The sequence below is a fragment of the Pseudomonas sp. GW821-FHT07F05 genome (genome assembly GCF_059418765.1).
Genome location: NZ_JBWKQL010000002.1, coordinates 410,063 through 430,346 on the forward strand (window position 1 = coordinate 410,063; position 20,284 = coordinate 430,346).

The following is a 20,284-nucleotide window of genomic DNA, read 5'->3' on the forward strand; positions in this document are numbered from 1 at the left end:
TGGGATTACCTCGCCCGCGCCAGATCGAAACGACGAGCGATCAACGCCCCGATACCCATCAGCACCAGCGAGACCGCCAGGTAGCCGACTGTGGCAACCAGGTACGACTCGAAGGTGCGAAAGGTGTAGTTCTCGACTTCACGGGTGGCGTAGGTCAACTCGACCACGCCGATGGCCATGGCCAGGCTGGTGTTCTTGAACAGCAAGACGGTGTGGTTGATCAACGACGGCAGCGAGTTGCGCACGCCCTGGGGCAGGATCACGTAACGCATCGAACGCACGTAACCCAGGCCCAGCGCCCGCGAGGCTTCGGTCTGGCCCTCGGGAATCGCCCGCAAGCCGGCGCGCAGGTCCTCGGCGAAATACGCCGCCTGGCACAGCCCCAGGGCGATCACCGCAAAGATGAATTCAGTGCTGAAATCGGCCAGCCACAGCTGCACGCTTTCCGGCAGGAGCGTCGGCACACCGAAGTACCAGAGCATCAACTGCACCAGGGTCGGGACATTACGGTGGTACGCCACATACGCGGCGACCAGGTGTTCGGCCAGTTTGTTGTGGGTCAGGCGCACTACCACCAGCAAAAACGCCAGACTCATGGCCAGCAGCCAGGCGAAGAGCATCAACTTGAGGGTCAACAGCGCACCCTGAAGCATCAGTGCGGCGTATTCGCCGGTAAGAATCGGCCCCAGATCGAAACCTTTAATCATGGGAGTCACCTATGGAAGTCTGTAGCGGCAGCGTCAATCGAAAGCCGGAGCCCGCAAGGGCATGACGGATGCATCCGTTCTTGTCCGGCAGCCGCCTCAACTCCCCTGGGGGCGCGTGGTTTGCAGACCGCCGGGCACCTGCAGCGTCGGGGTGATTTCCATATGACCGACGTTCATCGACACCGGCGCCGCAATGGCAAAGGCGATGGCGTCGGCAATGTCGGCAGCCACCGGCAACTCGAAGCCTTCGATGTACTTCTTGTGGCTTTCTTCCGGGTTGCCGTGGACGTGGGCAAAGATGTCCGTGGCCACGCGGCCGGGGCAGATTTCAGTCACCCGCACGCGCTTGCCGAACACGTCGATGCGCAGGTTGCGCGAGAGCATGCTGACAGCCGCCTTTGTGGCGTGGTACGTCGAGTTGCCACCGAAGTTGTAAGCGGCGGCGATCGAACTGATGTTGATCACATGGCCCCGGTCGCGGCTGACCATGCCGGGCACCAGCAAGCGGGTCAGGTGCAGCACTGCGCGCAGGTTGACGTCGATCAGTGCGTCGATGCCCTCGGCGTCGGCATTGAGAATCGAGCCAGGGCGATCGACGCCGGCGTTGTTGACCAGAATGTCGATGTCCAGTCCTTCGGTCAGCGCTGTAATGCCCGCCAGGTCAGCCACGTCCACGGCGTGGGGAATGCAGCCGGTACGGGCAGCGAGGGCGGCGAGGTTATCGGCATTGCGGGCCACCGCGTGCACGGTGATGCCTTCGCGACACAGGCGCTCGACCGTGGCAGCACCGATGCCCGAAGAAGCGCCGGTCACCAGTGCGGTCTTGTAGTCTGAAAATGGCATCTCTCATTCCTCATCAATTCGTTCGGCGACCCCGTGTTGCCGGTGTCGGAAAATAGGGGCCGGGCCTGTGTCACGACTCTACTGGGCCACGATTGCGGGCGCCAAGACGTAATCACTGTGTGGCGATAAGCGCTGCTTATGGCCCGCCGCAGCCCAATGAATTCAGGGGATCAGCCGCGAGATCGGGACAATTTCACCGCCGCCCTGCTGGATTTCTTCACGGATGTCCCGTGCCAGTTGCACCGCCCCGGCGGTATCGCCATGGAGCAGAATCGAACAGGCGTCGATGTTGATGCGCTCGCCGCTGTAGCAGGTCACAGTGCCGTCGTCGAGAAACTGCCGGACCCGCTCGCGGACCTTGCCCGGCTCCTTGATCACCGAATCGGGCAGTTTGCGGGGCACCAGCAGGCCGTTCTTGTCGTAGGCGCGGTCGGCCAGAAAGGTCGTCGCCACGCGCAAGCCGTGACGTTCGGCGGCGCCCTCGATGGCGCGGCTGGTGGACGAACTGACAATGATGTTGGGATCGAAGGCGGCCACGGCGGCGATCAGCGGCGCCGCCAGCTCGGCATCGGCCGCGGCCATGTTGCCCAGCGCCCCGTGAAAACTCATGTGGGTCAGCCGATGCCCCGCCACGGCGGCGAACCCGGCCAGTGCGCCGAGCTGGTAGATCACGTAAGTGGCCAGTTCCCGCGGCTCGATCTGCATCGGCCGGCGACCGAAACCGAGCAGATCGGGAAAGCCCACGTGGGCGCCCAGGTCGATGCCTCCGGCAAGCGCCAGACGCACTGTGGTGTCCATGATCAGCGGATCCCCGGCATGGAAGCCGCAGGCGACGTTGGCCGACGAAATGATCTGCATCAACGCCTCGTCCTCGCCCATCCGGTAGGCCGCGAAGCCCTCGCCGAGGTCGGCGTTCAAATCGATTTTCATGACGTGCTCCTTATGCCCTGCTTGTCATGCGTGGACCAGCGACAGCAGCGCCGTGCCGTACTCGACCCGTTGCTGTTCGTCGACCATGAACGCTTTCACGGTGCCCGCTGCGGTGGCGGTCACCGGCAGCAAAACGTCGCCGACCTGAATCAAGCCGATCAATGCACCCACGGCGATCACATCGCCGGGCTGCACTTCAGGCGTGTCGCGGCCGGGATGGCGGGACAGGAAGCGTCCGCAGACCGTGGCCATGGCGCCGATTCGGGTCGCGGGCGCAGTGGGTTCCGCTGCCTGGGCCGTCACCGCAGCCCCGGACGCGACGCGATTGAGCGGACGGGTCAGGCGCAGGCTGAAGTCGCCGCTGTGCAACTCGAACTGGGCCAGGTTGGCGCTGCTGATCCATTCCACGATCTGTCGAATCTTGCTGATGTGCATCGCGCTTACTCCGCTTGCCGTCGGGCCTTGAGCCAACGTTCCAGATGATGGATGTCCACCGAGCCCGCGCAGAAATCCGGGTCTTGAAGGATGTCGCGATGGAGCGCGACGTTACTGCTGATGCCTTCGATGCGCAGCTGCGAGAGCGCCGTGCGCATACGCGCCAGCGCTTCGTCGCGGGTCGCGCCGTGGGTGATGACCTTGGCAATCATGGAGTCGTAGTACGGCGGCACCTGGTAGCCGGCGGTTACATGGGAATCGACGCGCACGCCCATGCCGCCGGGGACTTCCCAACGCGTTACGCGCCCTGGGGTGGGAATGAAGGTTTGCGGGTCCTCGGCGTTGATGCGGCACTCCAGCGCATGACCCAGCGTGTGGATGTCGCGCTGTTCGAAGGTCAGCGGTTCCCCCATCGCCATGCGCAGTTGCTGTTGAACGATGTCGATACCCGTGGTCAGTTCGGTCACCGGGTGCTCGACCTGCAAGCGGGTATTCATCTCGATGAAATAGAACTCGTCGTCTTCGAACAGGAATTCGAAGGTGCCCACCCCGCGGTAGCCGATCTGTTGGCAGGCCCGCACGCAACGCTCGCCGACGGCAGCCAGCAGCGCTGCATCGATACCCGGCGCCGGCGCCTCCTCGAGTACTTTCTGATGGCGGCGCTGTTGCGAACAATCGCGGCTGCCCAGCCACACGCCCCGGCCGTGGTTGTCGCACAGCACCTGGATCTCGACATGGCGCGGATGGCCGAGGAATTTCTCGATATACAGCTCCGGATTGCCGAAGGCCCGTCGGGCTTCCTCACGGGTGACGCTGACGGCAGGCAGCAGGTCTTCACTGCGCTCGACCTTGCGCATGCCGCGCCCGCCGCCCCCGCCTGCGGCCTTGACGATCACCGGATAACCGATTTCGTCGCCGGTGCGCTGGATCAGCAACGGGTCGTCCGGCAACGCGCCTTCAGGTCCCGGCACACAGGGCACGCCAGCCTTGCGCATGGCACGCTTGGCCGCGACCTTGTCGCCCATTTGCCGAATGCACGTGGCGGTCGGCCCGATAAAGGTCATGCCGGCGGCTTCGACCCGCTCACTGAAGTCCGCGTTCTCGGACAGGAAACCATAGCCGGGGTGGATGGCCTGGGCGCCGGAGGCCTGTGCCGCATAGATGATCGCTTGCTGATTCAGATAGCTCTGTCCGGGCGCGGCCGGGCCGATGCACAAGGCTTCGTCGGCATACTGCAGGTAAGACGCCTGGGCATCGGCCTGGGAATAGACCATGACGGTTTTCAAGCCGAGGCCGTGGCACGCGCGCTGAATGCGCAGGGCAATTTCACCGCGGTTGGCGATCAGTACTGTGTCGAACATGGGAAACCTGCCTGGGGCTAAATGAGGTCGAACAGCGGCTGACCGGATTCCACTTCGGTGCCGCCCTCTGCGAGGATCGCGTTGACCTGCCCGGCCCGGGTGGCCGTGACCTGATGAAACATCTTCATCGCCTCGACGATGCACAGGGTCTGCCCTGCGGTCACGGCATCACCGATTGCCACGAACGGCGGCTCATCCGGCGAAGGGGTCAGGTGCAGGACGCCGTACAGCGGCGAACACACCGGTTGGCGGGCCGGCTCCGAATGGCTCACGCCGGCCGGGGCGTTTGCCGGTGCATTTGCGGGCGTCGCAGCAGGCTCGACGGTTGGTTGAACAGCGGTGGTTTCGACGACGGGCGTTGCGACAGGCGCGTCGGCATGGCGGCTCAGCGTGACCGTCGCGCCGCCTTCGCTAAGCGTCAGTGCGCTCAGATCGGACTCGGCAAGCAGGTCGATCACCTGTTTGATGCGCTGTTGATCCATCTCTTTTTTCTGCCTCTTGCTCGCTCGGCCGAGCGGTCATGACTCGGGTCTGCCGCCAATGTACCGAGGCCGCCGGGTGACACGCCAAGAGCCTTTATAACTGGAGCAATAAGCCCGACTTATGACCGCTTTTGCACCGGCCATCGCGGCGTTGCACTTATTAAATGCACAACGCACATCCATAAGTGTTTGTTATCCAGCCAGAGCGAAGTTGTCTTAACCCGCCGATTAAAACTTTGCGTAGTTTTGCGCTGTGCCGAGAACAGCAAGACGTGACACAGATCACGCAAAGGAAACGCTGCCTGCAACGGCGGACAATTAATAACAGGGCCTAACTCAGCGCGGCAATCGGTTATTACTGCGCACTCGCACGACTGCGCACGCTCAACACTGCCAATCGCACGGTATTCCACACTTCATGCAACGGCATTAGGTAGCATCATGACCTTGATTAAATACTCCACGGGGATTCTCGGCTTGCTGGCCGTTCACAATGCGATGGCAGCAGGTTTAATCGATGACAGCCACGCGACGTTATTGGCTCGTAACTTCTACAGTAACGCCGATAACCGCGATGGCGCCGCAGCGCCTAATTACACTCAAGAGTGGGGCCAGGGCTTTATTCTGAACTTCGCCTCCGGCTTCACCCAGGGTCCCGTCGGTTTTGGCGTCGACGCCGTGGGCATGCTGGGGATCAAGCTGGACTCTGGCAAGGGCGTGCACTACAACCCCACCGGCAGCGCTCGTCAGGGCAACATCTTCCCTACCGACGGCGATGGCCGTGCGGTCGACGACTTCAGCAGCGTCGGCATGACCCTCAAGGCTCTGGTGTCGAAAACCGAGTTCCGTTACGGCACGCTGCAACCGAAGCTGCCGATCCTGATCGCCAGTGATCGTCTGGTCTGGCAGACCTTTCAGGGTGCCCAGGTAGAGTCGCGGGAGATCGATAACCTGACCCTCACCGCCGGCCGTATCGACAAGGTCAAAGAGCGCGGTTCAACCGATGAAGAAGGTCTTTCGATCGCGGGGTCGAATGCCAAGTTTGACCCGGTCAATCCAGGCGTCAATACCACGCGCAGCACTTATTCCCATGAATTCTGGTATGGCGGCGGTTCATACAAAGCCACCCCTGATTTGACTCTGCAATACTATTACGCCAACTTGACCAACTTTTACAAACAGCACTTTCTGGGTGCCTTATATGGTCTTCAGTTGGGGCCGGGACGTTTAACGTCGGATATTCGTCATTGGGACAACAGCTCCGATGGCCGTAACGGTAATGACCCTGATTACTTCAGTACCGGCTATTACGGCAACGGTGTGACCCGCGGCAAAGTCGACAGCCGTTTGACCAGTGGGCTGTTTACTTACACCTTGGGCGCGCACGCTGTTTCTGCCGGTTATCAACAAGTCAACGGCAGCAGCGATGCCGTCTGGCTCAACGAAGGCGCAGGCACGACCAGCTACTTCATGACGGAAACCATGTCCGGTAAATTCCAGCGCGCCGGCGAGCGCGCCTGGCAGTTGCGCTACGCCTATGACTTCGCCGGAATGGGCTTCCCGGGCTGGTCGCTGAAGACGGTCTATACCAATGGCGATCACATCAAGACCGCTGCCGCCGACGGCAAGGAATGGACCCGCGACACGACGCTGGCCTACGTGGTGCAATCCGGCCCCGCCAAAGGCCTGAGCACCGCCGTTCGCCAGGGCGTGTTCCGCACCGACATGCAGCGCGACACCGACGAATACCGGGTCATTATCGACTACCCGATCTCGTTGTTTTGAGACGACTCCGCGCACTTCAGGGGTGCGCCTTGCTAACCCCGAGCTATCCGGGTCAAGGCGACAGTGCAAAGCTGTCGCCCTGTCACCTCCACGCATTCCGGATTACGCTGAAACGGGCACGCTCCACGGCGCAAACCCTCGAAGCACGTTGTCAATCTCCGAGACCACCTGCTTCGCTGCCTCCTCGATCAGCCCTTCATTGCGACACAACACCCAGCCGTTCTCTGAAACCGCTCGCTCGAACGCCTGGGTGCACGCAGCGTGTTCGTCCAGTGAGTGAATCACCGTACTGCTCAACCCACGGCGTCGAGCGGCGGCCCTCCCCCATGAAATCTCCGCCGCAGTGACCACCCCGACGTGCAAGTCCGGCACGCGCACGTTCCTGTCAATGTTCAACTGCAGGATCTCGGCAAACGGGACTAGCCGGCGAAAGGCGGCATCGGACGGGTACCAGCGATCCATGAGGATGATGCTGTCGGCGGGCTGCTTCGTCAGGACGTTTCGGGAAATCCAGCCACGGCTGTCAGCAAGACGCTTACACACCTCCCACTCCAGATCCCGGTCGGGGTGTCTGACGAGTTGGTTGACGAGGGCCATTGTTTCACCCCGGTGGGGGTCACTTTTGCTCTCGCACAGCCGAATCACTTTCTTGTGGTCAGCCCTCAGAGATTTCGTCACTGCTTCCAGGAGGGAGGTTTTACCCACCCCCTTTGGCCCATCCAGAGAAACAAACAGCGGATGGTTCATGCTTTAAACAGCGAGGGCGTCATCAATGGCCGCTGTCAGGCGAGGATCGTCCGCCGTCACGTCTGGGGCAAAGCGCCCGATCACCTTGCCGTCTCGCCCGATCAGAAACTTCTCGAAATTCCACAGCACGTCGGTGCCTGCGCCGCTTTCAATGCCGTAGCCCCTGAGGCGTTCACGGAACGGCCCGTCGCCGGTGGCAGCGGGCTGGGCGGCGGTGAGTTCGCGGTAGAGCGGGTGCGTATCATCGCCGGCAACCGAGATCTTCGAGAACAGCGGGAAGTGCACGTCATAAGTGGTCGAGCAAAACGACTGGATGTCGCTGTCACTGCCCGGCTCCTGTTCCTTGAAGTTGTTGGCCGGAAAGCCCAGCACTTCAAGCCCGGCGTCTTTCTTGCCTTGGTAAAGGCTTTCAAGCCCTTCGTATTGTGGCGTCAGTCCGCATTTGGAAGCCACGTTCACCACCAGCAGCACTTTGCCCTTGTACTGGCCCAGAGTGGCCGGCGTGCCATCGATTTGCTTGAGGGGAATGTCGTACAGAGAATCCGTCATGGGTGGCTCCTGCTTGCTGGGTCGGGATGTCTGGACCAACCTCATCGGTCAGCCTTTAGGGACACCTTAAAGCATGCGGCCGATGATTCGTTGATGTTTTTCGCCCTCCTCCCAAGGCTTTGTCAGAGAGGCAGAACATGGTTCGGCCCTTTCCTCGTTTCCGGTCGAGCGGAGATACCGTTCAGCGTCCCGGGCGTAATTCTTCGATCAACGGTCAGAACCTATGTGACAGTATGGCAGTCTGACATCACATATTATTTTCTCGGCCCTGCGAGGCCTGACATGAATGATCTGCACCGCCGCAACCCGTGTCGCCTGCCTGTACTGCTGTTGATCACGCTGTCCACGGTGATCGGACTTTCCATCGTGTGGGAATTCGAGCTCGAAGCCTGGGTGATGCGCTGGCTCGCCTTGCCCTATGACGCTGACTTTGAAGACGCCGAAAGATGGCGATTCGTCCTCACTGTCACAGGGTTTTCCCTGATCTCGTTGATCATCCCGACGATCCTGCTCAAACGCCTGATCGCCAACGCCCAGTCCAGCTTCCGCGGACTGAAACAGGCACAGGCGCAGACTGAAACCCTGGCCACCTATGACTCGCTCAGTGGGCTGATCAACCGGCGCATCTTCATGGACATGGTTCGCAATCAGCTCGGTTTGAAGCGGCCTGCGGCAGTCATGCTTATCGATCTGGACCACTTCAAGGCGGTCAATGATCAGCACGGTCACGCCGCCGGCGATACGGTGCTCGTGGAAATAGCGCGCAGGCTCGAAGCCATCGCCGACGATAACGGGGGCGTGGCGGTGCGCCTGGGCGGTGATGAGTTCTGCCTGCTGTTTCTCACGTTCAAACACCAGGCCGAGCTCTGCCAGATCGCCGAGGCGGCTGTGTCCGGGCTTGGCGCGCCATTGTCCGGCGCCGTCGAACCTTCAGCGTTGGGCGCCACCATTGGCATTGCACGTTCGTGGACCGACGCACAGGAGGCTTCGGCGTTGTTGCACTGCGCCGACACGGCGATGTACCGAGGCAAGAAGGACGGGCGTTCGACCTACAACTTCTACGACAGCGAATACGAAAAGCAGCGCCGGGCCCAGGCCGACCTTGAACTGGCACTGAGACGGGCGGTTGAAGCAGACGAAATCGTGCCCTACTTCCAGCCCATCGTGGCGCTCCCTTCTCAGGAGGTTGTGGGGTTTGAAGTCCTCGCACGCTGGCTCAAGCCCGACGGCAGCGCCGCCACACCGGCCGAGTTTATTCCGGTGCTGGAGCGCCTGGGATTGATCCCGGCCATGACCCGCTCGCTGATCAGCCAAGCCTGTCGCGCCGCGAATCGTTGGGACGATCACCTGCGCTTGTCCATGAACGTCAGCGCCGCCATGGTGACCGACGCGCTGTTTCCCGATCAGTTGCTGGAGCAACTGCGGCGAGAGCAGTTTGCGTTTCACCGCTTCGAAGTCGAAATCACCGAGGAAGCCCTGGTCGGCAATCTGGACGTGGCGCGGCAGAACCTGAGCAAATTGCACGACCACGGCATTACGGTGGCGCTGGATGACTTCGGTATCGGTTATTCCAGCCTGTATCACCTGACCCGCCTGTCCATCGACAAGATCAAAATAGACCGGTCGTTCTTTGAACCCGGGCAAACCGATCACCTGCCCATGGTCGAAGCCATCCTGGGCATGGCGCGCAGCCTGAAAATGCAGGTCACGGCCGAAGGCGTCGAGGAGTTCCACCTGCCCCATCTGCCTTCCTGGCTGGCAAACAGCGGATGTGATTATGCCCAGGGCTACCTCTACGGCCGCCCGAAGCCTGCTTCGAGTCTGTTCTGCTACAACCACTCATCGTTTGCCCAGCTGGCAGGCTGAGGCATCGTCGGCATGTGCGCGGGTCATAGCGTCTGCGCTTCCGGGTCTTCGCGGGCCAGTCGGCGCGGCTCAGTCAGTGCGGTTTGAAATGCACTGAACGCTGGCGCCGGCCTTGACTCCAAATCTTGCCCCGACGCTCACGGCCAACGTGTCGCGTCGGCGAGCATTCGAATCATCTGCCAGATCAAGGAATTCCCATGACCGATCCACGCAACGTCGCCCACGACAAAAAAGTCCAGCAAGAAAAGAAGAACCACGGCGAAGAAGTCGCACCGGATGCCGTGCACGCGCCACAGCCAGGCATGAAGCCCGCGCTCAAGCACGATGATGATGCTGCAGAGCAAGACGAACAGGCGTGAATCAGGCGTTGAACCGAGCTTGATATCAGCGTTTGGCGGCGCTGACTGACGTCAGTCGCCGCTGCCCTCGTCATTATTCGTAAGTTCCCCCGCACAGCCCCTGCACTTGGCCATCATCTGCCTGAAAGCATGACAGGGTACCAGCTGCCCTTGAAAGCATTGGCGCGGTCCCTATCTTGGGCTTCTGTCTTCAGTTTGAACCGGGCAGGAGCCAGTCTCCTGTTGCCTGCGAGAGAGAGAAGGAGGCCAGATCATGCGCGGCAATGCCGTCAACCACCCAAAATCCGACCCATCTTCCGTCAAGCACCCGGGCGCCCAGTGGCGGTTGATGAGTGCCTACGAGCGCTTCGAGCAACTGGTGGTCATCGCCCTCAGCCTGATCATCGCCGTGGTGATTCTCATCGCGCTACTGGCGCTGAGCCGGAAGTTCGTCATCCTCGACACCCTGACCACGCCGACGTCGACCATTGCCGCGCTGGGCTTCGCGACCCTGGTGCTTGGCGTGGTCTGCTGGTTGCTGGGCAAACGAGACCTGTCGGCGCAGGATTAGCGGCCTGGCATCCCGGCAGGACTGCCCTCCCATGCCTTTGCCGATGGGTTGCGTGAACACTTCCCCGCGTTGCACCCCAGGTGGTTCAAAGCTGACTGACACAACCGACTGGCCGGAAGGCGCCGATGAGTAGCGGCCTTGGGTTCACCCGTTGAAGAACGTCCGGTACGCTTCGGTGATCCGGTCGATCAGGCGATGCTGGCGGAGGGCGTCTTCAAAGCGGGTCGCGTTGCTGGAACCCGTGGCTTTGTCCTCGGCATAGGCGGCGTAGAGGTAGGCCACGTCCTGCGCACTGGCATCGAGGTGCGTCACGTCAAGGGTCTGGTACCGCGCAGGGATCGGCAATTCCACGAACCTTTCGCTGCCGACGGTCATCGACGCAATAGCATTGTCGTGAGTGTTCTGGAAACCGCGCGGATTGGTGATCCGCAGCGCGCCCTCCGTGCCGGTGATGTCGATCTGCAGGCCGGTTTTGTGGTCCTGGCCTCCCTCAAGCTGAACCGAGAACAAGCCGTCCCCAGGCAGCGTGCCGATGATCATGACTTCGTTCGGGGCGTCATAGGGAATCTGCTCGCCGGTTTCCTCAATCGTGGTGACCGGGAATTGAGTCTGCGCAACCGCCGCGAGCATTTGTGGGAAGCCAACGCCATGAAACAGCATGTCGTGAAAGTGCCCGCCGTAGATCGACAACAGGTGGGTGAAGTTTTCGGTGTTGACTGCCCACTTGGCAAATGCCGGCATGACCGCACCGAATGCGTCCACGCCCACCGACATTCGCACCGCCCTGATGCTGCCGATGTGACCCTGCCGGATCAGGTCGTGCCAATACCGCGAGCTCGGCGAGAAGCGGCGCTGCAGGCCGATGATATGGCTGATGCCCCTGGCGTTGGCCATTTCCAGGATCTGCTCCGATTGCGCGGTGGTAGTGGACAGCGGCCATTCGCAGTACACGTCTTTGCCCGCCTCGATCACCTTTTGGGTAAGCCGACCGTGTTCGGGCGTGGGCGCCAGCACCACCACAAGGTCAACTTCGGGGTGGCTGACCAGTTCATCGGCGCTGTCGAACGCGTGGCGGATCTTGAAATCATCGGCATAGCCGCGCACCTTTTGCAGGTCACGACCGGAAAGCGCCACCACCTCGAATGCGTCAAGGGATTGCAGGGCGGGAATGTGTCCGTAGCGCGCCCACCCGCCGGTGCCGATGATGCCGACGCGGATTTTATGAGTCATTGAGCCTTCCTCTGTTCATGAAAGTGATGAGCGAGGCACCTCGCGAGTCCTGCATTGCCGGAGCGAGCGGGACACCGCGCAGAGGTACACCGCGCTGGTGAAACAGAGTAGGCGTTCTCAGGTAGACGATTAAGAGGGTCAAGCGTCCATGCATAGGTGACGAATGTGTCCGCAATGGGTAAAGAAACGGCCGGGCTTAGCCAGCCTTTTCAATCACCAGGCCGCGGGCAAAATGAGCGACGACGAAGTCCACGAAAACCCTGACCCTGGGCGCCATTTGCCGGCTGCTCGGCCAGACAATATGAAAGGTGCTCGCGCCTGTCAGGTGCGTCGGGAGCAACGTCTGAAGCTGCCCGTTTGCCACCGCATCCCGGACCGCGAAATCGGGCAGACACGCAATCCCGCGACCCGCTTTGGCCATGTACAGCAAGGCAGCGACATCGCTGCAGATCATGGCGACGGGCAGTTGACCGACGGCTGACCGGGCGGCGGTCTGTTTGAAAGGCCATTGATACAGCTTTCCCGAATTCTGCCAGCGGTAGTGAAGGCACGCATGGTCCAGCAGGTCTGCGGGGCTGGACGGCACACCGTGAGCGTTGAGGTACCCAGGCGCGGCGACGATGCAGGCGCGGTATGGGCCCAAAGGCCGGGACTTGAGCCGGGAGTCGGTTAGATCGGTGCCCCGGATGACGACGTCGAACCCCTCCTCGATCACATCCACCAGCCGGTCAGTAAAGTCCAGGTCCAGCTCGATCTCAGGGTAGGCCTGCATGAAATCGGCGATAACCGGCAGCGGCAGCCCTCCCGCCAGGGCCAGCCCGACACGCAACCGACCTCGCGGGCGCCCGGTCATCGCGGACATGTGGTCTTCGGCGGCCTGGACTTCGTCGAGGATGCGCCGGCACCGCTGCAGAAACTCCTCGCCTTCCGAGGTGAGGCGAACGGTGCGAGTGCTCCGCTGAAACAGCCGCACTCCCATCCGCGCCTCCAACCGGGAGATGCTTTTACTCACCGCAGAAGCAGAAATGCCCAAACTGCGTCCGGTGGCAACAAAGCTCTGGCTTTGTGCTGTCTGGACAAAAATTTCCAGCCCGCCCAGTGCGTTCAATCTGTCCAACAGTGCCTCGCTTGCGACATTCGATAGAAGCTGTGATGAAGAATAACTAAGACGCCTTCGACGTGTTCAAGTTGAACAGCGTCGCCGCCGTGCCTCTTCGGTAGTCGGTCGGCGTCTGGTTCATCTCGTAGCGGAAGTGTCGATTGAAGTTCGACAGGTTGATGTAACCCACTTCAAAGCAGACATCGGCGATGGACATCTGCGTCTGCAGCAGCAACCGGCAGGCCTTCTGGATGCGCAGCTTGCGCATCAGGTCGATAAACCCGTGGCCCGTCGCGCGCTTGAAGAACCGCGAGAACCCCGGCTCACTCATGTGCAGGCGCTCGGCGATCACTGACAGCCTGATATCCCCCGTCAGCTCCCGTTGCAGGTAGTCGAACGCCCGATGAACCCGCTCGGCGCTTTTGGCATCCAGGGCAGGCGCGTAGCACGAACTCGCCAGCGTGCGAGCTTCACGGGTAGGCGCTGTGCTCAGGATGTTGAGCAGCTCGAGAAACAGCAGCAAGCGTTGCAAGCCGTTCGCCGTGCCGATGCGTTCAAGCAGCTCGGCCGCCTGAATTGCTGTACCGCCGGTAAATTCCAGCCCGCGGCGGGCGCGGTCAAACAACCCCTGCAGTTCACCCAGTTCAGGCAGCGTTTCGCGCAGCGCCAGCAACGTAGCGCCGTCGAATTGCAGCACGACGTCCCGGCCTTGCAGGTGCTCCCCCGGCGCCAGATCGCCCATCCAGTCATGGGGCAGATCAGGGCCGATCAGCGCCACATGGCCGGGGCCGAAGGCGCCGATGTAATCGCCCGCCACCAGTTTGCCGCTGCCTTTGCGGATCAGATGAATTTCGTACTCAGGGTGATGATTCCAGCGCGCGAGCGGATAGGGATAGTCGTGCTCGTACCAGCGAAAACTCTGCTGGGGCGCCGGCAGGATGATCTCCAGTTCGGCAGGCAACTGCTCGAATAAAGCGGTTCGGCTTTCAGGCATGTCTGCCCCTTTTTTGTCGTTGTTGGCGCGAGCGTCCACACACCATACCCCTCTTGCTTCCCCCTGCTCCACCTCGCCTGTCACTGCGCGCTGATACTTTTTTAGCCGGACGCAGGGCTGGGCTGCACGGTTAAAAAAGCATCAGTGGGACATCCTCAGCGTGTTTGTTGCAGGGCGTGCGAGCTGCTGTAATCGGCACGCCACTGCCCCTAAGTGAGACGTCAGAGGGACCGGCAGTGCTCAAAAACAACAATAACGATTCCGCGCCACCGGCGTGGAATGGAGATCACCATGAAGATCACCCATCACGCGCTGCTGCTGTCTGCCGGTCTGTCCCTGGCGGGCGTCAGTCAGGCTGCCGAGACGATCACCATCGCCACCGTCAACAACAACGACATGATCCGCATGCAGCGGCTCTCCAGGGTATTCGAAGAGCAGCACCCGGACATCAAGCTCAATTGGGTGGTGCTCGAAGAAAACGTCCTGCGCCAGCGGCTGACCACCGACATCGCCACCCAGGGCGGCCAGTTCGATGTGCTGACCATCGGCACCTATGAGACGCCGTTGTGGGGCGCAAAAGGCTGGCTGGAACCGATGAAGGATTTGCCGGCCAGCTACGACCTGGCCGACATCATCCCGTCCGTGCGCCAGGGCCTGTCGGTCAACGACACCCTCTATGCATTGCCCTTCTATGGCGAGAGCACGGTGACCTATTACCGCACCGACCTGTTCAAACAGGCCGGGCTGAGCATGCCCGAGCGCCCGACCTGGACCCAGCTCGGCGAGTTCGCCGCCAAACTGCATCACCCGGATCAAGGTCAGTACGGCATGTGCCTGAGGGGCAAGGCCGGCTGGGGCGAGAACATGGCCTTGCTGACCACCATGGCCAACGCATTTGGCGCCCGCTGGTTCGACGAACAATGGCAACCTCAGCTGACCAGCCCCGAGTGGACGGCCGCTGCCAACTTCTACGTCAATACGCTGAAAAACTACGGCCCGCCCGGCGTCTCCAGCAACGGATTCAATGAAACCCTTGCGCTGTTCAACAGCGGCAAATGCGCAATCTGGGTCGATGCCAGCGTGGCAGGCTCGTTCACCACCGACAAAGAACAGAGCCGGGTCGTGGACAGCGTGGGTTTCGCCCCGGCGCCCGTCGAAGTGACCGACAAGGGTTCGTCCTGGCTGTACGCCTGGTCCCTGGCGATCCCCGCGACCTCCAAACACAAAGATGCCGCCAAGACCTTCACCACCTGGGCCACCTCCAAGGAATACATCCAGCTGGTCGCGCAGAAGGATGGCATCACCAACGTGCCGCCAGGCACCCGCACCTCCACCTACAGCGACGCCTATCTCAAGGCCGCGCCGTTCGCCAAAGTGACACTGGAAATGATGAAGCACGCCGACCCGACGCACCCGTCGGCCCAGCCTGTGCCCTACGTCGGCATCCAGTACGTGACCATCGCGGAATTCCAGGCGATCGGCACGTCCGTGGGCAAACTCTTCTCGGCCGCGCTCACCGGCCAGACCACTGTCGAGCAAGCCCTGGCGGCCGCGCAGTCGACGACGGAGCGGGAAATGAAACGCGCCGGTTACCCGAAAAAATAAATGCCCTGTCGGCAGCCAGCTGCCGCCTCTTTCTGCATGACGGATGACTCTTTCAATGAAACGACTCGAAGGTAAAAGCGCACTGATCACAGGTTCAGCCCGGGGTATCGGGCGGGCCTACGCCGAAGCCTACATTCGCGAAGGCGCGACGGTGGCCATCGCCGACGTCAATCTGGAGCGCGCGACCCAGACGGCCAGCGAACTGGGCGCCAGTGCCTACGCGGTGAGGATGGATGTCACCGATCAATCGTCCATCGACGCGGCCATTGCGGCCGTCGTCGCCACCACCGGCAAGCTGGATATCCTGATCAACAACGCTGCATTGTTTGATCTGGCACCGATAACCGAGATCACTCGCGAGAGTTACGAGCGCTTGTTCTCGATCAATGTGGCCGGCACGTTGTTCACCCTTCAGGCGGCGGCCAGGCAGATGATCGCCCAGGGTCATGGCGGCAAGATCATCAATATGGCGAGCCAGGCCGGCCGGCGTGGCGAGGCACTGGTGGGCGTTTACTGCGCGACCAAGGCCGCGGTCATCAGCCTGACCCAGTCAGCGGGACTGAACCTCATCAAGCACCGGATCAACGTCAATGCGATCGCCCCGGGGGTCGTCGACGGCGAGCACTGGGATGGTGTGGACGCGCTGTTTGCCAAACACGAGAACCGGCCGCTGGGCGAGAAGAAACGGCTCGTCGGCGCCGAAGTGCCGTACGGCCGCATGGGTACTGCCCAAGACCTGACCGGCATGGCGATCTTTCTGGCGTCGGCTGAGAGCGATTACGTCGTCGCCCAGACCTACAACGTTGATGGCGGTAACTGGATGAGTTGAGCCCAAGGAGTGACCTCCAGGATATCGGGCATTGCTTTGCATCGGGCCTTACGCGACCCGGTGGAATTGAATATACCGAGACCGGCCTCTTCCCGGCTGAAGCCGACTCCACTGACTGATCGCGCACATCCCGTTATGATTGACCGCTCAATGAAAAGGAACGCAGGTCACATGGACATCAGAGGATCAGGCGTCATCGCCACAGCCAAAGGCCTCGCGATAGACGCCGACGTCCGTTTCGAATGCGTCGGCTGTGGCGCGTGCTGTCGCGGCCGCTTCGTGCCCTTGACCCTTGGCGAAGCCGTGATCTGGCTGAAACGCGGCGATCCTGTGGGGGTATTGCTTGAGGCATTCGACGATTCACTCTGGCCGGTCGACTCACCCGAACATGCCTACAACGCCGGGCGATCCGCGCCGGTCACCGGCGGTTCGGGTACGCTGCGGGTGACGGTGATTTTGGCGGCCAATGCGATTCCTGAATGCCCGAACCTTCAAAAAGACGGGCTCTGCTCGGTGTATCTCGAGCGGCCGCTGGTGTGCCGGATCTACCCGATGGAGATCAGTCCTTTCATTGAGCTAAAACCTGAAGCCAAGGACTGCCCGCCGGAAAGCTGGCAACAGGGCAGCCTGCTGGCCTCGGATCAGGGGTTGGCGATGCTGGTCCAGCAATCCCGCCAGACCGACCGCGAGGATGCGCGGCGCAAAGTGGCAGTGTGCGAAAGCCTGGGCCTGACCGTCGCCGGCTGGAAAGGCAACGGTCTGGTGATTCACCAGCCCTCGGTCGAAACACTGCTCGCCGCCTGCGAAAGCGCTGAGGTCAATGCCGGCCCCGCTGCTCAAGCCTGGCAGATCAAGGCAGAAGACCCGGCGTTGAGGGGTTATCTCCACGCTCAGTCCGTGCCCCTGGCTGACTCACCCAGCGACGATTACATCTTCCACCCACTGCCCCGCTGAACGGCCGCCGCTGAACCGCTTGCAGCTTGCCGCTTCAGCCTATCACCCGGGCATACACGGCTCGGTCCACATTCCCCCCGGACAGAATGACACCGACCTTCTTCCCTGCCATGGCCCGGCGTTCTTGGATGAGCGCCGCCAGTGCAGCGGCCCCTGCGCCCTCCGCGAGGTTATGGGTGTCGGTGTAATAGACGCGCATGGCCTCGGCGATTTCTTCCTCGCTGACGGCGACAATGCGCTCCGCCCCGGTTCGATAGATCGCGAAGGCCGCAGGAATGGGCCGGCGTACGGCGAGGCCATCGGCGAAGGTGTTCGCCGACGGGGTCTGCAAAATAGTGCCTTCCTCGAACGACCATTTGGCGGCCGCTGCCTCGGTGGAGACCACACCGACCACCCGGGTCTGCAGGCCCAGCGCGTCACGGGCGGCAATGACGCCGCAAATGCCCGAGCCACAGCCGATCGGCACGTAAACCGTGTCCAGATCCGGCGCGGCCATGAACAACTCCAGCCCATAGGTGGCCACGCCCTTGAGCAACTCGATGTGGAATGGCGGGACCAGGTAGTGCCCATGCAGGTCCGCCAGCCGCGCGGCCTCTTCCCGGGCTTCGTCGAAATCCCGGCCGCATTCGATGACGGTGCCGCCAAGTGCACGCATGGCGTTGTTCTTCTCCGGCGAGTTGCCTTCTGGCACCACGATCGACGCACTCAAGCCCAGCGCTGTGGCGGCCAGCGCCAGGCTCTGACCGTGGTTGCCCCGCGTCGCCGTGACGATGCCTCTGACGGTCGGGTACGTGCGCTTGAGCCAGTGCATGAACGTAATTCCGCCGCGCACCTTGAACGCTCCGGTGGGCGTGTGGTTTTCGTGCTTGACCCACACCGTGCTGTTCAGCCGCTCGGCCAGTAACGGCCACGGGTATTGGGCGGTGGGCGGCATGACCTCGTACACCTGGCGAGCGGCCTGTTCGATATCGTCCCGTGTCAGTCCGTGCATGGCCTGTCTCCTCGAAAATGTGGCCCAGTCTAGGCAGACGCTCCCCCCGCCGGCTTTCAAAAAACTGACCTGACTTTTGCTCAATCACTTGATTACTATGAGGGCCATGACACCGACAAAACGCCCGCCTCACCCGCTCCCGTCTGAACCGGTTCGCCGTGTCGAAGCAGGCCCGTGGATGATCGAATTGCTGCCTGCCGCCGGTTATGCCACGCGCTACGTGGCGACCCAGGCGGCGATCGGCTTTGCCTTCGAAAGCCAGCGTGGTCTTCACGCCATCGGCAGCGACCGGGTGCAGCCCTTCGACGCAGTGCCCAACGGCCTGGCGTTCGTGCCCGCCGGGTGCGACGTGTTATCGGAGTCGCCCGCGGGCGGTGAATACCTGCGGCTGCTGCGCACCGACGGGCTTGCTCTGAAGGGGGATCACGCTTTCAACAACCGTATTGATGCTCAATCGATCACCCTGGCCATGAGGATGCGCGCGGCATTGTTGCAGCGCTCGGCGGCGGATGACTGGGAGGGCTGGGCGCTGGCCCTTGCTGAACGGGCCGATAACAAGAGCGCTTTCGACGCGCCGCTGCAAGGCTCGATCAACGGCAGCCGGATGCGCAGACTCGATGAGTTCATCGACGCCGGCATCGACGGCCCGCTGGGGGTGCAGGCCATGGCGCAGATGCTGGGGTTGTCCGAGGGTTATTTCATTCGGGCGTTCAAGCACACCACGGGCAGGAGCCCGCACAGTTACCTGATCGACCGGCGTATGGCGAAGGCCCGGGCCCTGATGCGCGATTCAAACGCGCGACTGGCAGAGATCGCCCACGCCTGCGGCTTCAGCTCCCAGGCGCATATGGCAACGGCGTTTCGGCTGCGCATGGGCATCAGCCCGGCGAAGCTGCGCAACCAGTCGTCGTTGTGATTCATCAACCGCTGATCTCACCTCACCAGCCGTGCCGCTGCAGCACCGCCTTGATGACGGGGTGATGATCGACGACTTCCAGGGACCCATAAAACTCGGGGCGGGATGCCCGGAGGTGTTCCCGCGCCCCACTCCACTGGCTGACCACGCAGGCGAGAATTTCGACGGCGCCTGGGGCATGGGGATGCCAAGCCACCGGGTTGTAAAACACATCGGCGAACACCTCCCACTGACTGTGCAGCTTGCTCCGTGCGCCTGCGACCAATCGGTCTAATTGGCCAGGCTCGGCGTCAGGCAGCCACCGCTCCGGATAATCGATCAGGCCGATGGACGCATAACAATTGGTGGTGAGGTACGCCAGGGCCCGGAGTTGCTGGGCACGCTCAAGGGTCTCTGAAGACAGCAGGCCGGACAGCGGAAAGGCCAGGCCCAGGTGCGTGAGGATGGCCGCGCTCTCCGTCATCACTCCGCCGCCGGGGATGACCAGCGTCGGCACCTGCATCAACGGGTTCAGACGCTTCAGCTCGTCCTGCCCTGCACCGGCTTCCCATGAACTTGCGCCCATCAAGCGGTAATCGGCGCCGCACAGCGTGAGCGCGATCTCAATAGCGGCCGAGCCGGATCTGTCGGCCCCGAATAATCTGAACATGCTGTCTCCCGCTCTCATCAGGCTTTATAGCCGTGGCGCCGTTGCCATTCATCCGCAACATCGCCCAGGGTCTTGGCGCTGTCGTTGCGTATCCAGGCCATGAAGTCGCGGTCGAACTTGAAGGCCGGCCCGCACTGCGCGGTCATGAACCGGCGCACGTTCTGGGTGTTGCGGTAATCCTGGGTGACAGGGGTGTCTCGGGAAAGGGATTCGCTGTGCCAATCGAAGGCCATGGGGACTTGATCCAAGTAAGGGGGGGCGCCGCACAGTCTAGTCGGGAAATACGTACGGGTCAGACCGAGCGACAGGCGCCAGGCAAGGCAGTGCGCCGGTCGCGGGATCCATTCCACATTTATTTCAACTATCCCCCCCTCTTACAGTCACACAGTCATTCCCGCCCATT

At 61.9% G+C, this 20,284-nt stretch carries 22 protein-coding genes; 8 read left to right on the forward strand and 14 right to left on the reverse strand.

The genetic code is table 11. The features are described from left to right. Nucleotides 1-5: 5 nt before the first annotated feature. The 6 genes from AC07RO_RS06020 to accB all read right to left on the reverse strand — a co-directional run bounded on the left by AC07RO_RS06020 (nucleotide 6) and on the right by accB (nucleotide 4,758). Nucleotides 6-707 (reverse strand): amino acid ABC transporter permease, encoded by a 702-nt coding sequence (locus tag AC07RO_RS06020; protein WP_192174671.1) that lies wholly within the window; start codon nucleotides 705-707, stop codon nucleotides 6-8. Between the two features lie 96 nt (nucleotides 708-803). Further along, complete coding sequence (locus tag AC07RO_RS06025) at nucleotides 804-1,550, reverse strand: SDR family oxidoreductase (RefSeq protein WP_346630310.1); 747 nt, start codon at nucleotides 1,548-1,550, stop codon at nucleotides 804-806. Nucleotides 1,551-1,712: 162 nt separating this feature from the next. Beyond that, nucleotides 1,713-2,480 (reverse strand): LamB/YcsF family protein, encoded by a 768-nt coding sequence (locus AC07RO_RS06030; protein WP_346626097.1) that lies wholly within the window; start codon nucleotides 2,478-2,480, stop codon nucleotides 1,713-1,715. A 24-nt stretch (nucleotides 2,481-2,504) separates the two neighbouring features. Further along, nucleotides 2,505-2,915: an acetyl-CoA carboxylase biotin carboxyl carrier protein gene (locus AC07RO_RS06035; RefSeq protein WP_495085545.1), complete on the reverse strand. Its 411-nt coding sequence runs from the start codon at nucleotides 2,913-2,915 to the stop codon at nucleotides 2,505-2,507. 5 nt (nucleotides 2,916-2,920) lie between these two features. Continuing rightward, complete coding sequence (accC, locus tag AC07RO_RS06040) at nucleotides 2,921-4,276, reverse strand: acetyl-CoA carboxylase biotin carboxylase subunit (RefSeq protein ID WP_495085546.1); 1,356 nt, start codon at nucleotides 4,274-4,276, stop codon at nucleotides 2,921-2,923. 17 nt (nucleotides 4,277-4,293) lie between these two features. After that, the gene (accB, locus tag AC07RO_RS06045) at nucleotides 4,294-4,758 is read right to left on the reverse strand and encodes an acetyl-CoA carboxylase biotin carboxyl carrier protein (protein ID WP_495085547.1); all 465 of its coding nucleotides are present in this window, start codon (nucleotides 4,756-4,758) and stop codon (nucleotides 4,294-4,296) included. Between the two features lie 441 nt (nucleotides 4,759-5,199). Here accB and AC07RO_RS06050 point away from each other — a divergent pair, with 441 nt between their 5' ends. Beyond that, on the forward strand, nucleotides 5,200-6,543 hold the full coding sequence (locus tag AC07RO_RS06050) for an OprD family porin (RefSeq protein ID WP_495085548.1): 1,344 nt from the start codon (nucleotides 5,200-5,202) through the stop codon (nucleotides 6,541-6,543). A 102-nt stretch (nucleotides 6,544-6,645) separates the two neighbouring features. Here AC07RO_RS06050 and AC07RO_RS06055 read toward each other — a convergent pair whose 3' ends face one another. Then, entirely contained in the window at nucleotides 6,646-7,290 is a 645-nt protein-coding gene (locus AC07RO_RS06055; RefSeq protein WP_495085549.1) for a dTMP kinase, read from the reverse strand. A 3-nt stretch (nucleotides 7,291-7,293) separates the two neighbouring features. Continuing rightward, nucleotides 7,294-7,839 (reverse strand): glutathione peroxidase, encoded by a 546-nt coding sequence (locus AC07RO_RS06060; protein ID WP_495085550.1) that lies wholly within the window; start codon nucleotides 7,837-7,839, stop codon nucleotides 7,294-7,296. 282 nt (nucleotides 7,840-8,121) lie between these two features. Here AC07RO_RS06060 and AC07RO_RS06065 point away from each other — a divergent pair, with 282 nt between their 5' ends. The 3 genes from AC07RO_RS06065 to AC07RO_RS06075 all read left to right on the forward strand — a co-directional run bounded on the left by AC07RO_RS06065 (nucleotide 8,122) and on the right by AC07RO_RS06075 (nucleotide 10,614). Continuing rightward, on the forward strand, nucleotides 8,122-9,705 hold the full coding sequence (locus AC07RO_RS06065) for a putative bifunctional diguanylate cyclase/phosphodiesterase (protein WP_495085551.1): 1,584 nt from the start codon (nucleotides 8,122-8,124) through the stop codon (nucleotides 9,703-9,705). Nucleotides 9,706-9,902: 197 nt separating this feature from the next. Continuing rightward, a complete protein-coding gene (locus AC07RO_RS06070; protein ID WP_192174662.1) occupies nucleotides 9,903-10,064 on the forward strand; it encodes a hypothetical protein in 162 nt (53 codons plus the stop codon). Nucleotides 10,065-10,317: 253 nt separating this feature from the next. Beyond that, the gene (locus AC07RO_RS06075) at nucleotides 10,318-10,614 is read left to right on the forward strand and encodes a phosphate-starvation-inducible PsiE family protein (protein ID WP_495085552.1); all 297 of its coding nucleotides are present in this window, start codon (nucleotides 10,318-10,320) and stop codon (nucleotides 10,612-10,614) included. A gap of 144 nt (nucleotides 10,615-10,758) precedes the next feature. Here AC07RO_RS06075 and AC07RO_RS06080 read toward each other — a convergent pair whose 3' ends face one another. The 3 genes from AC07RO_RS06080 to AC07RO_RS06090 form a co-directional block, all read right to left on the reverse strand. After that, nucleotides 10,759-11,844, reverse strand: coding sequence for a Gfo/Idh/MocA family protein (locus tag AC07RO_RS06080; RefSeq protein ID WP_495085553.1), 1,086 nt, complete (start codon nucleotides 11,842-11,844; stop codon nucleotides 10,759-10,761). Nucleotides 11,845-12,040: 196 nt separating this feature from the next. Beyond that, nucleotides 12,041-12,952, reverse strand: coding sequence for a LysR family transcriptional regulator (locus AC07RO_RS06085; RefSeq protein WP_495085554.1), 912 nt, complete (start codon nucleotides 12,950-12,952; stop codon nucleotides 12,041-12,043). A 55-nt stretch (nucleotides 12,953-13,007) separates the two neighbouring features. Next, nucleotides 13,008-13,937, reverse strand: coding sequence for a helix-turn-helix domain-containing protein (locus AC07RO_RS06090; RefSeq protein ID WP_495085555.1), 930 nt, complete (start codon nucleotides 13,935-13,937; stop codon nucleotides 13,008-13,010). A 291-nt stretch (nucleotides 13,938-14,228) separates the two neighbouring features. Between AC07RO_RS06090 and AC07RO_RS06095 the strand changes: the two genes are divergently transcribed. The 3 genes from AC07RO_RS06095 (at nucleotide 14,229) to AC07RO_RS06105 (ending at nucleotide 17,325) form a co-directional block, all read left to right on the forward strand. Next, nucleotides 14,229-15,542 (forward strand): ABC transporter substrate-binding protein, encoded by a 1,314-nt coding sequence (locus AC07RO_RS06095; RefSeq protein ID WP_495085556.1) that lies wholly within the window; start codon nucleotides 14,229-14,231, stop codon nucleotides 15,540-15,542. A 55-nt stretch (nucleotides 15,543-15,597) separates the two neighbouring features. After that, the gene (locus tag AC07RO_RS06100) at nucleotides 15,598-16,371 is read left to right on the forward strand and encodes an L-iditol 2-dehydrogenase (RefSeq protein ID WP_495085557.1); all 774 of its coding nucleotides are present in this window, start codon (nucleotides 15,598-15,600) and stop codon (nucleotides 16,369-16,371) included. A gap of 171 nt (nucleotides 16,372-16,542) precedes the next feature. After that, nucleotides 16,543-17,325 carry a YkgJ family cysteine cluster protein gene (locus AC07RO_RS06105; protein WP_495085558.1) on the forward strand — a complete coding sequence of 261 codons (783 nt, stop codon included), beginning with the start codon at nucleotides 16,543-16,545 and terminating at the stop codon, nucleotides 17,323-17,325. Between the two features lie 34 nt (nucleotides 17,326-17,359). Here AC07RO_RS06105 and AC07RO_RS06110 read toward each other — a convergent pair whose 3' ends face one another. Then, the gene (locus AC07RO_RS06110) at nucleotides 17,360-18,316 is read right to left on the reverse strand and encodes a threonine dehydratase (protein WP_495085559.1); all 957 of its coding nucleotides are present in this window, start codon (nucleotides 18,314-18,316) and stop codon (nucleotides 17,360-17,362) included. Nucleotides 18,317-18,422: 106 nt separating this feature from the next. Here AC07RO_RS06110 and AC07RO_RS06115 point away from each other — a divergent pair, with 106 nt between their 5' ends. Next, nucleotides 18,423-19,232, forward strand: a complete 810-nt coding sequence (locus AC07RO_RS06115) for a helix-turn-helix transcriptional regulator (RefSeq protein ID WP_495085560.1) — start codon at nucleotides 18,423-18,425, stop codon at nucleotides 19,230-19,232. A 22-nt stretch (nucleotides 19,233-19,254) separates the two neighbouring features. Here AC07RO_RS06115 and AC07RO_RS06120 read toward each other — a convergent pair whose 3' ends face one another. Together AC07RO_RS06120 and AC07RO_RS06125 are read right to left on the reverse strand one after the other, a co-directional pair. Continuing rightward, on the reverse strand, nucleotides 19,255-19,881 hold the full coding sequence (locus AC07RO_RS06120; protein ID WP_495085561.1) for a glutathione S-transferase family protein: 627 nt from the start codon (nucleotides 19,879-19,881) through the stop codon (nucleotides 19,255-19,257). A gap of 17 nt (nucleotides 19,882-19,898) precedes the next feature. Next, nucleotides 19,899-20,114 (reverse strand): DUF6434 domain-containing protein, encoded by a 216-nt coding sequence (locus AC07RO_RS06125; RefSeq protein ID WP_192174652.1) that lies wholly within the window; start codon nucleotides 20,112-20,114, stop codon nucleotides 19,899-19,901. Nucleotides 20,115-20,284: the final 170 nt, after the last annotated feature.

What these genes read in the sequence shown, in the direction of transcription:
- AC07RO_RS06025 (WP_346630310.1), bottom strand. Translation starts at nt 1,550, where the DNA reads ATGCCATTTTCAGACTACAAGACCGCACTGGTGACCGGCGCTTCTTCG.
- AC07RO_RS06055 (WP_495085549.1), bottom strand. Translation starts at nt 7,290, where the DNA reads ATGAACCATCCGCTGTTTGTTTCTCTGGATGGGCCAAAGGGGGTGGGT.
- AC07RO_RS06125 (WP_192174652.1), bottom strand. Translation starts at nt 20,114, where the DNA reads ATGGCCTTCGATTGGCACAGCGAATCCCTTTCCCGAGACACCCCTGTC.
- AC07RO_RS06115 (WP_495085560.1), top strand. Translation starts at nt 18,423, where the DNA reads ATGACACCGACAAAACGCCCGCCTCACCCGCTCCCGTCTGAACCGGTT.
- accC (WP_495085546.1), bottom strand. Translation starts at nt 4,276, where the DNA reads ATGTTCGACACAGTACTGATCGCCAACCGCGGTGAAATTGCCCTGCGC.
- AC07RO_RS06070 (WP_192174662.1), top strand. Translation starts at nt 9,903, where the DNA reads ATGACCGATCCACGCAACGTCGCCCACGACAAAAAAGTCCAGCAAGAA.
- AC07RO_RS06110 (WP_495085559.1), bottom strand. Translation starts at nt 18,316, where the DNA reads ATGCACGGACTGACACGGGACGATATCGAACAGGCCGCTCGCCAGGTG.
- AC07RO_RS06065 (WP_495085551.1), top strand. Translation starts at nt 8,122, where the DNA reads ATGAATGATCTGCACCGCCGCAACCCGTGTCGCCTGCCTGTACTGCTG.
- AC07RO_RS06020 (WP_192174671.1), bottom strand. Translation starts at nt 707, where the DNA reads ATGATTAAAGGTTTCGATCTGGGGCCGATTCTTACCGGCGAATACGCC.
- AC07RO_RS06050 (WP_495085548.1), top strand. Translation starts at nt 5,200, where the DNA reads ATGACCTTGATTAAATACTCCACGGGGATTCTCGGCTTGCTGGCCGTT.
- accB (WP_495085547.1), bottom strand. Translation starts at nt 4,758, where the DNA reads ATGGATCAACAGCGCATCAAACAGGTGATCGACCTGCTTGCCGAGTCC.
- AC07RO_RS06095 (WP_495085556.1), top strand. Translation starts at nt 14,229, where the DNA reads ATGAAGATCACCCATCACGCGCTGCTGCTGTCTGCCGGTCTGTCCCTG.
- AC07RO_RS06035 (WP_495085545.1), bottom strand. Translation starts at nt 2,915, where the DNA reads ATGCACATCAGCAAGATTCGACAGATCGTGGAATGGATCAGCAGCGCC.
- AC07RO_RS06075 (WP_495085552.1), top strand. Translation starts at nt 10,318, where the DNA reads ATGCGCGGCAATGCCGTCAACCACCCAAAATCCGACCCATCTTCCGTC.
- AC07RO_RS06105 (WP_495085558.1), top strand. Translation starts at nt 16,543, where the DNA reads ATGGACATCAGAGGATCAGGCGTCATCGCCACAGCCAAAGGCCTCGCG.
- AC07RO_RS06090 (WP_495085555.1), bottom strand. Translation starts at nt 13,937, where the DNA reads ATGCCTGAAAGCCGAACCGCTTTATTCGAGCAGTTGCCTGCCGAACTG.
- AC07RO_RS06060 (WP_495085550.1), bottom strand. Translation starts at nt 7,839, where the DNA reads ATGACGGATTCTCTGTACGACATTCCCCTCAAGCAAATCGATGGCACG.
- AC07RO_RS06120 (WP_495085561.1), bottom strand. Translation starts at nt 19,881, where the DNA reads ATGTTCAGATTATTCGGGGCCGACAGATCCGGCTCGGCCGCTATTGAG.
- AC07RO_RS06100 (WP_495085557.1), top strand. Translation starts at nt 15,598, where the DNA reads ATGAAACGACTCGAAGGTAAAAGCGCACTGATCACAGGTTCAGCCCGG.
- AC07RO_RS06080 (WP_495085553.1), bottom strand. Translation starts at nt 11,844, where the DNA reads ATGACTCATAAAATCCGCGTCGGCATCATCGGCACCGGCGGGTGGGCG.
- AC07RO_RS06030 (WP_346626097.1), bottom strand. Translation starts at nt 2,480, where the DNA reads ATGAAAATCGATTTGAACGCCGACCTCGGCGAGGGCTTCGCGGCCTAC.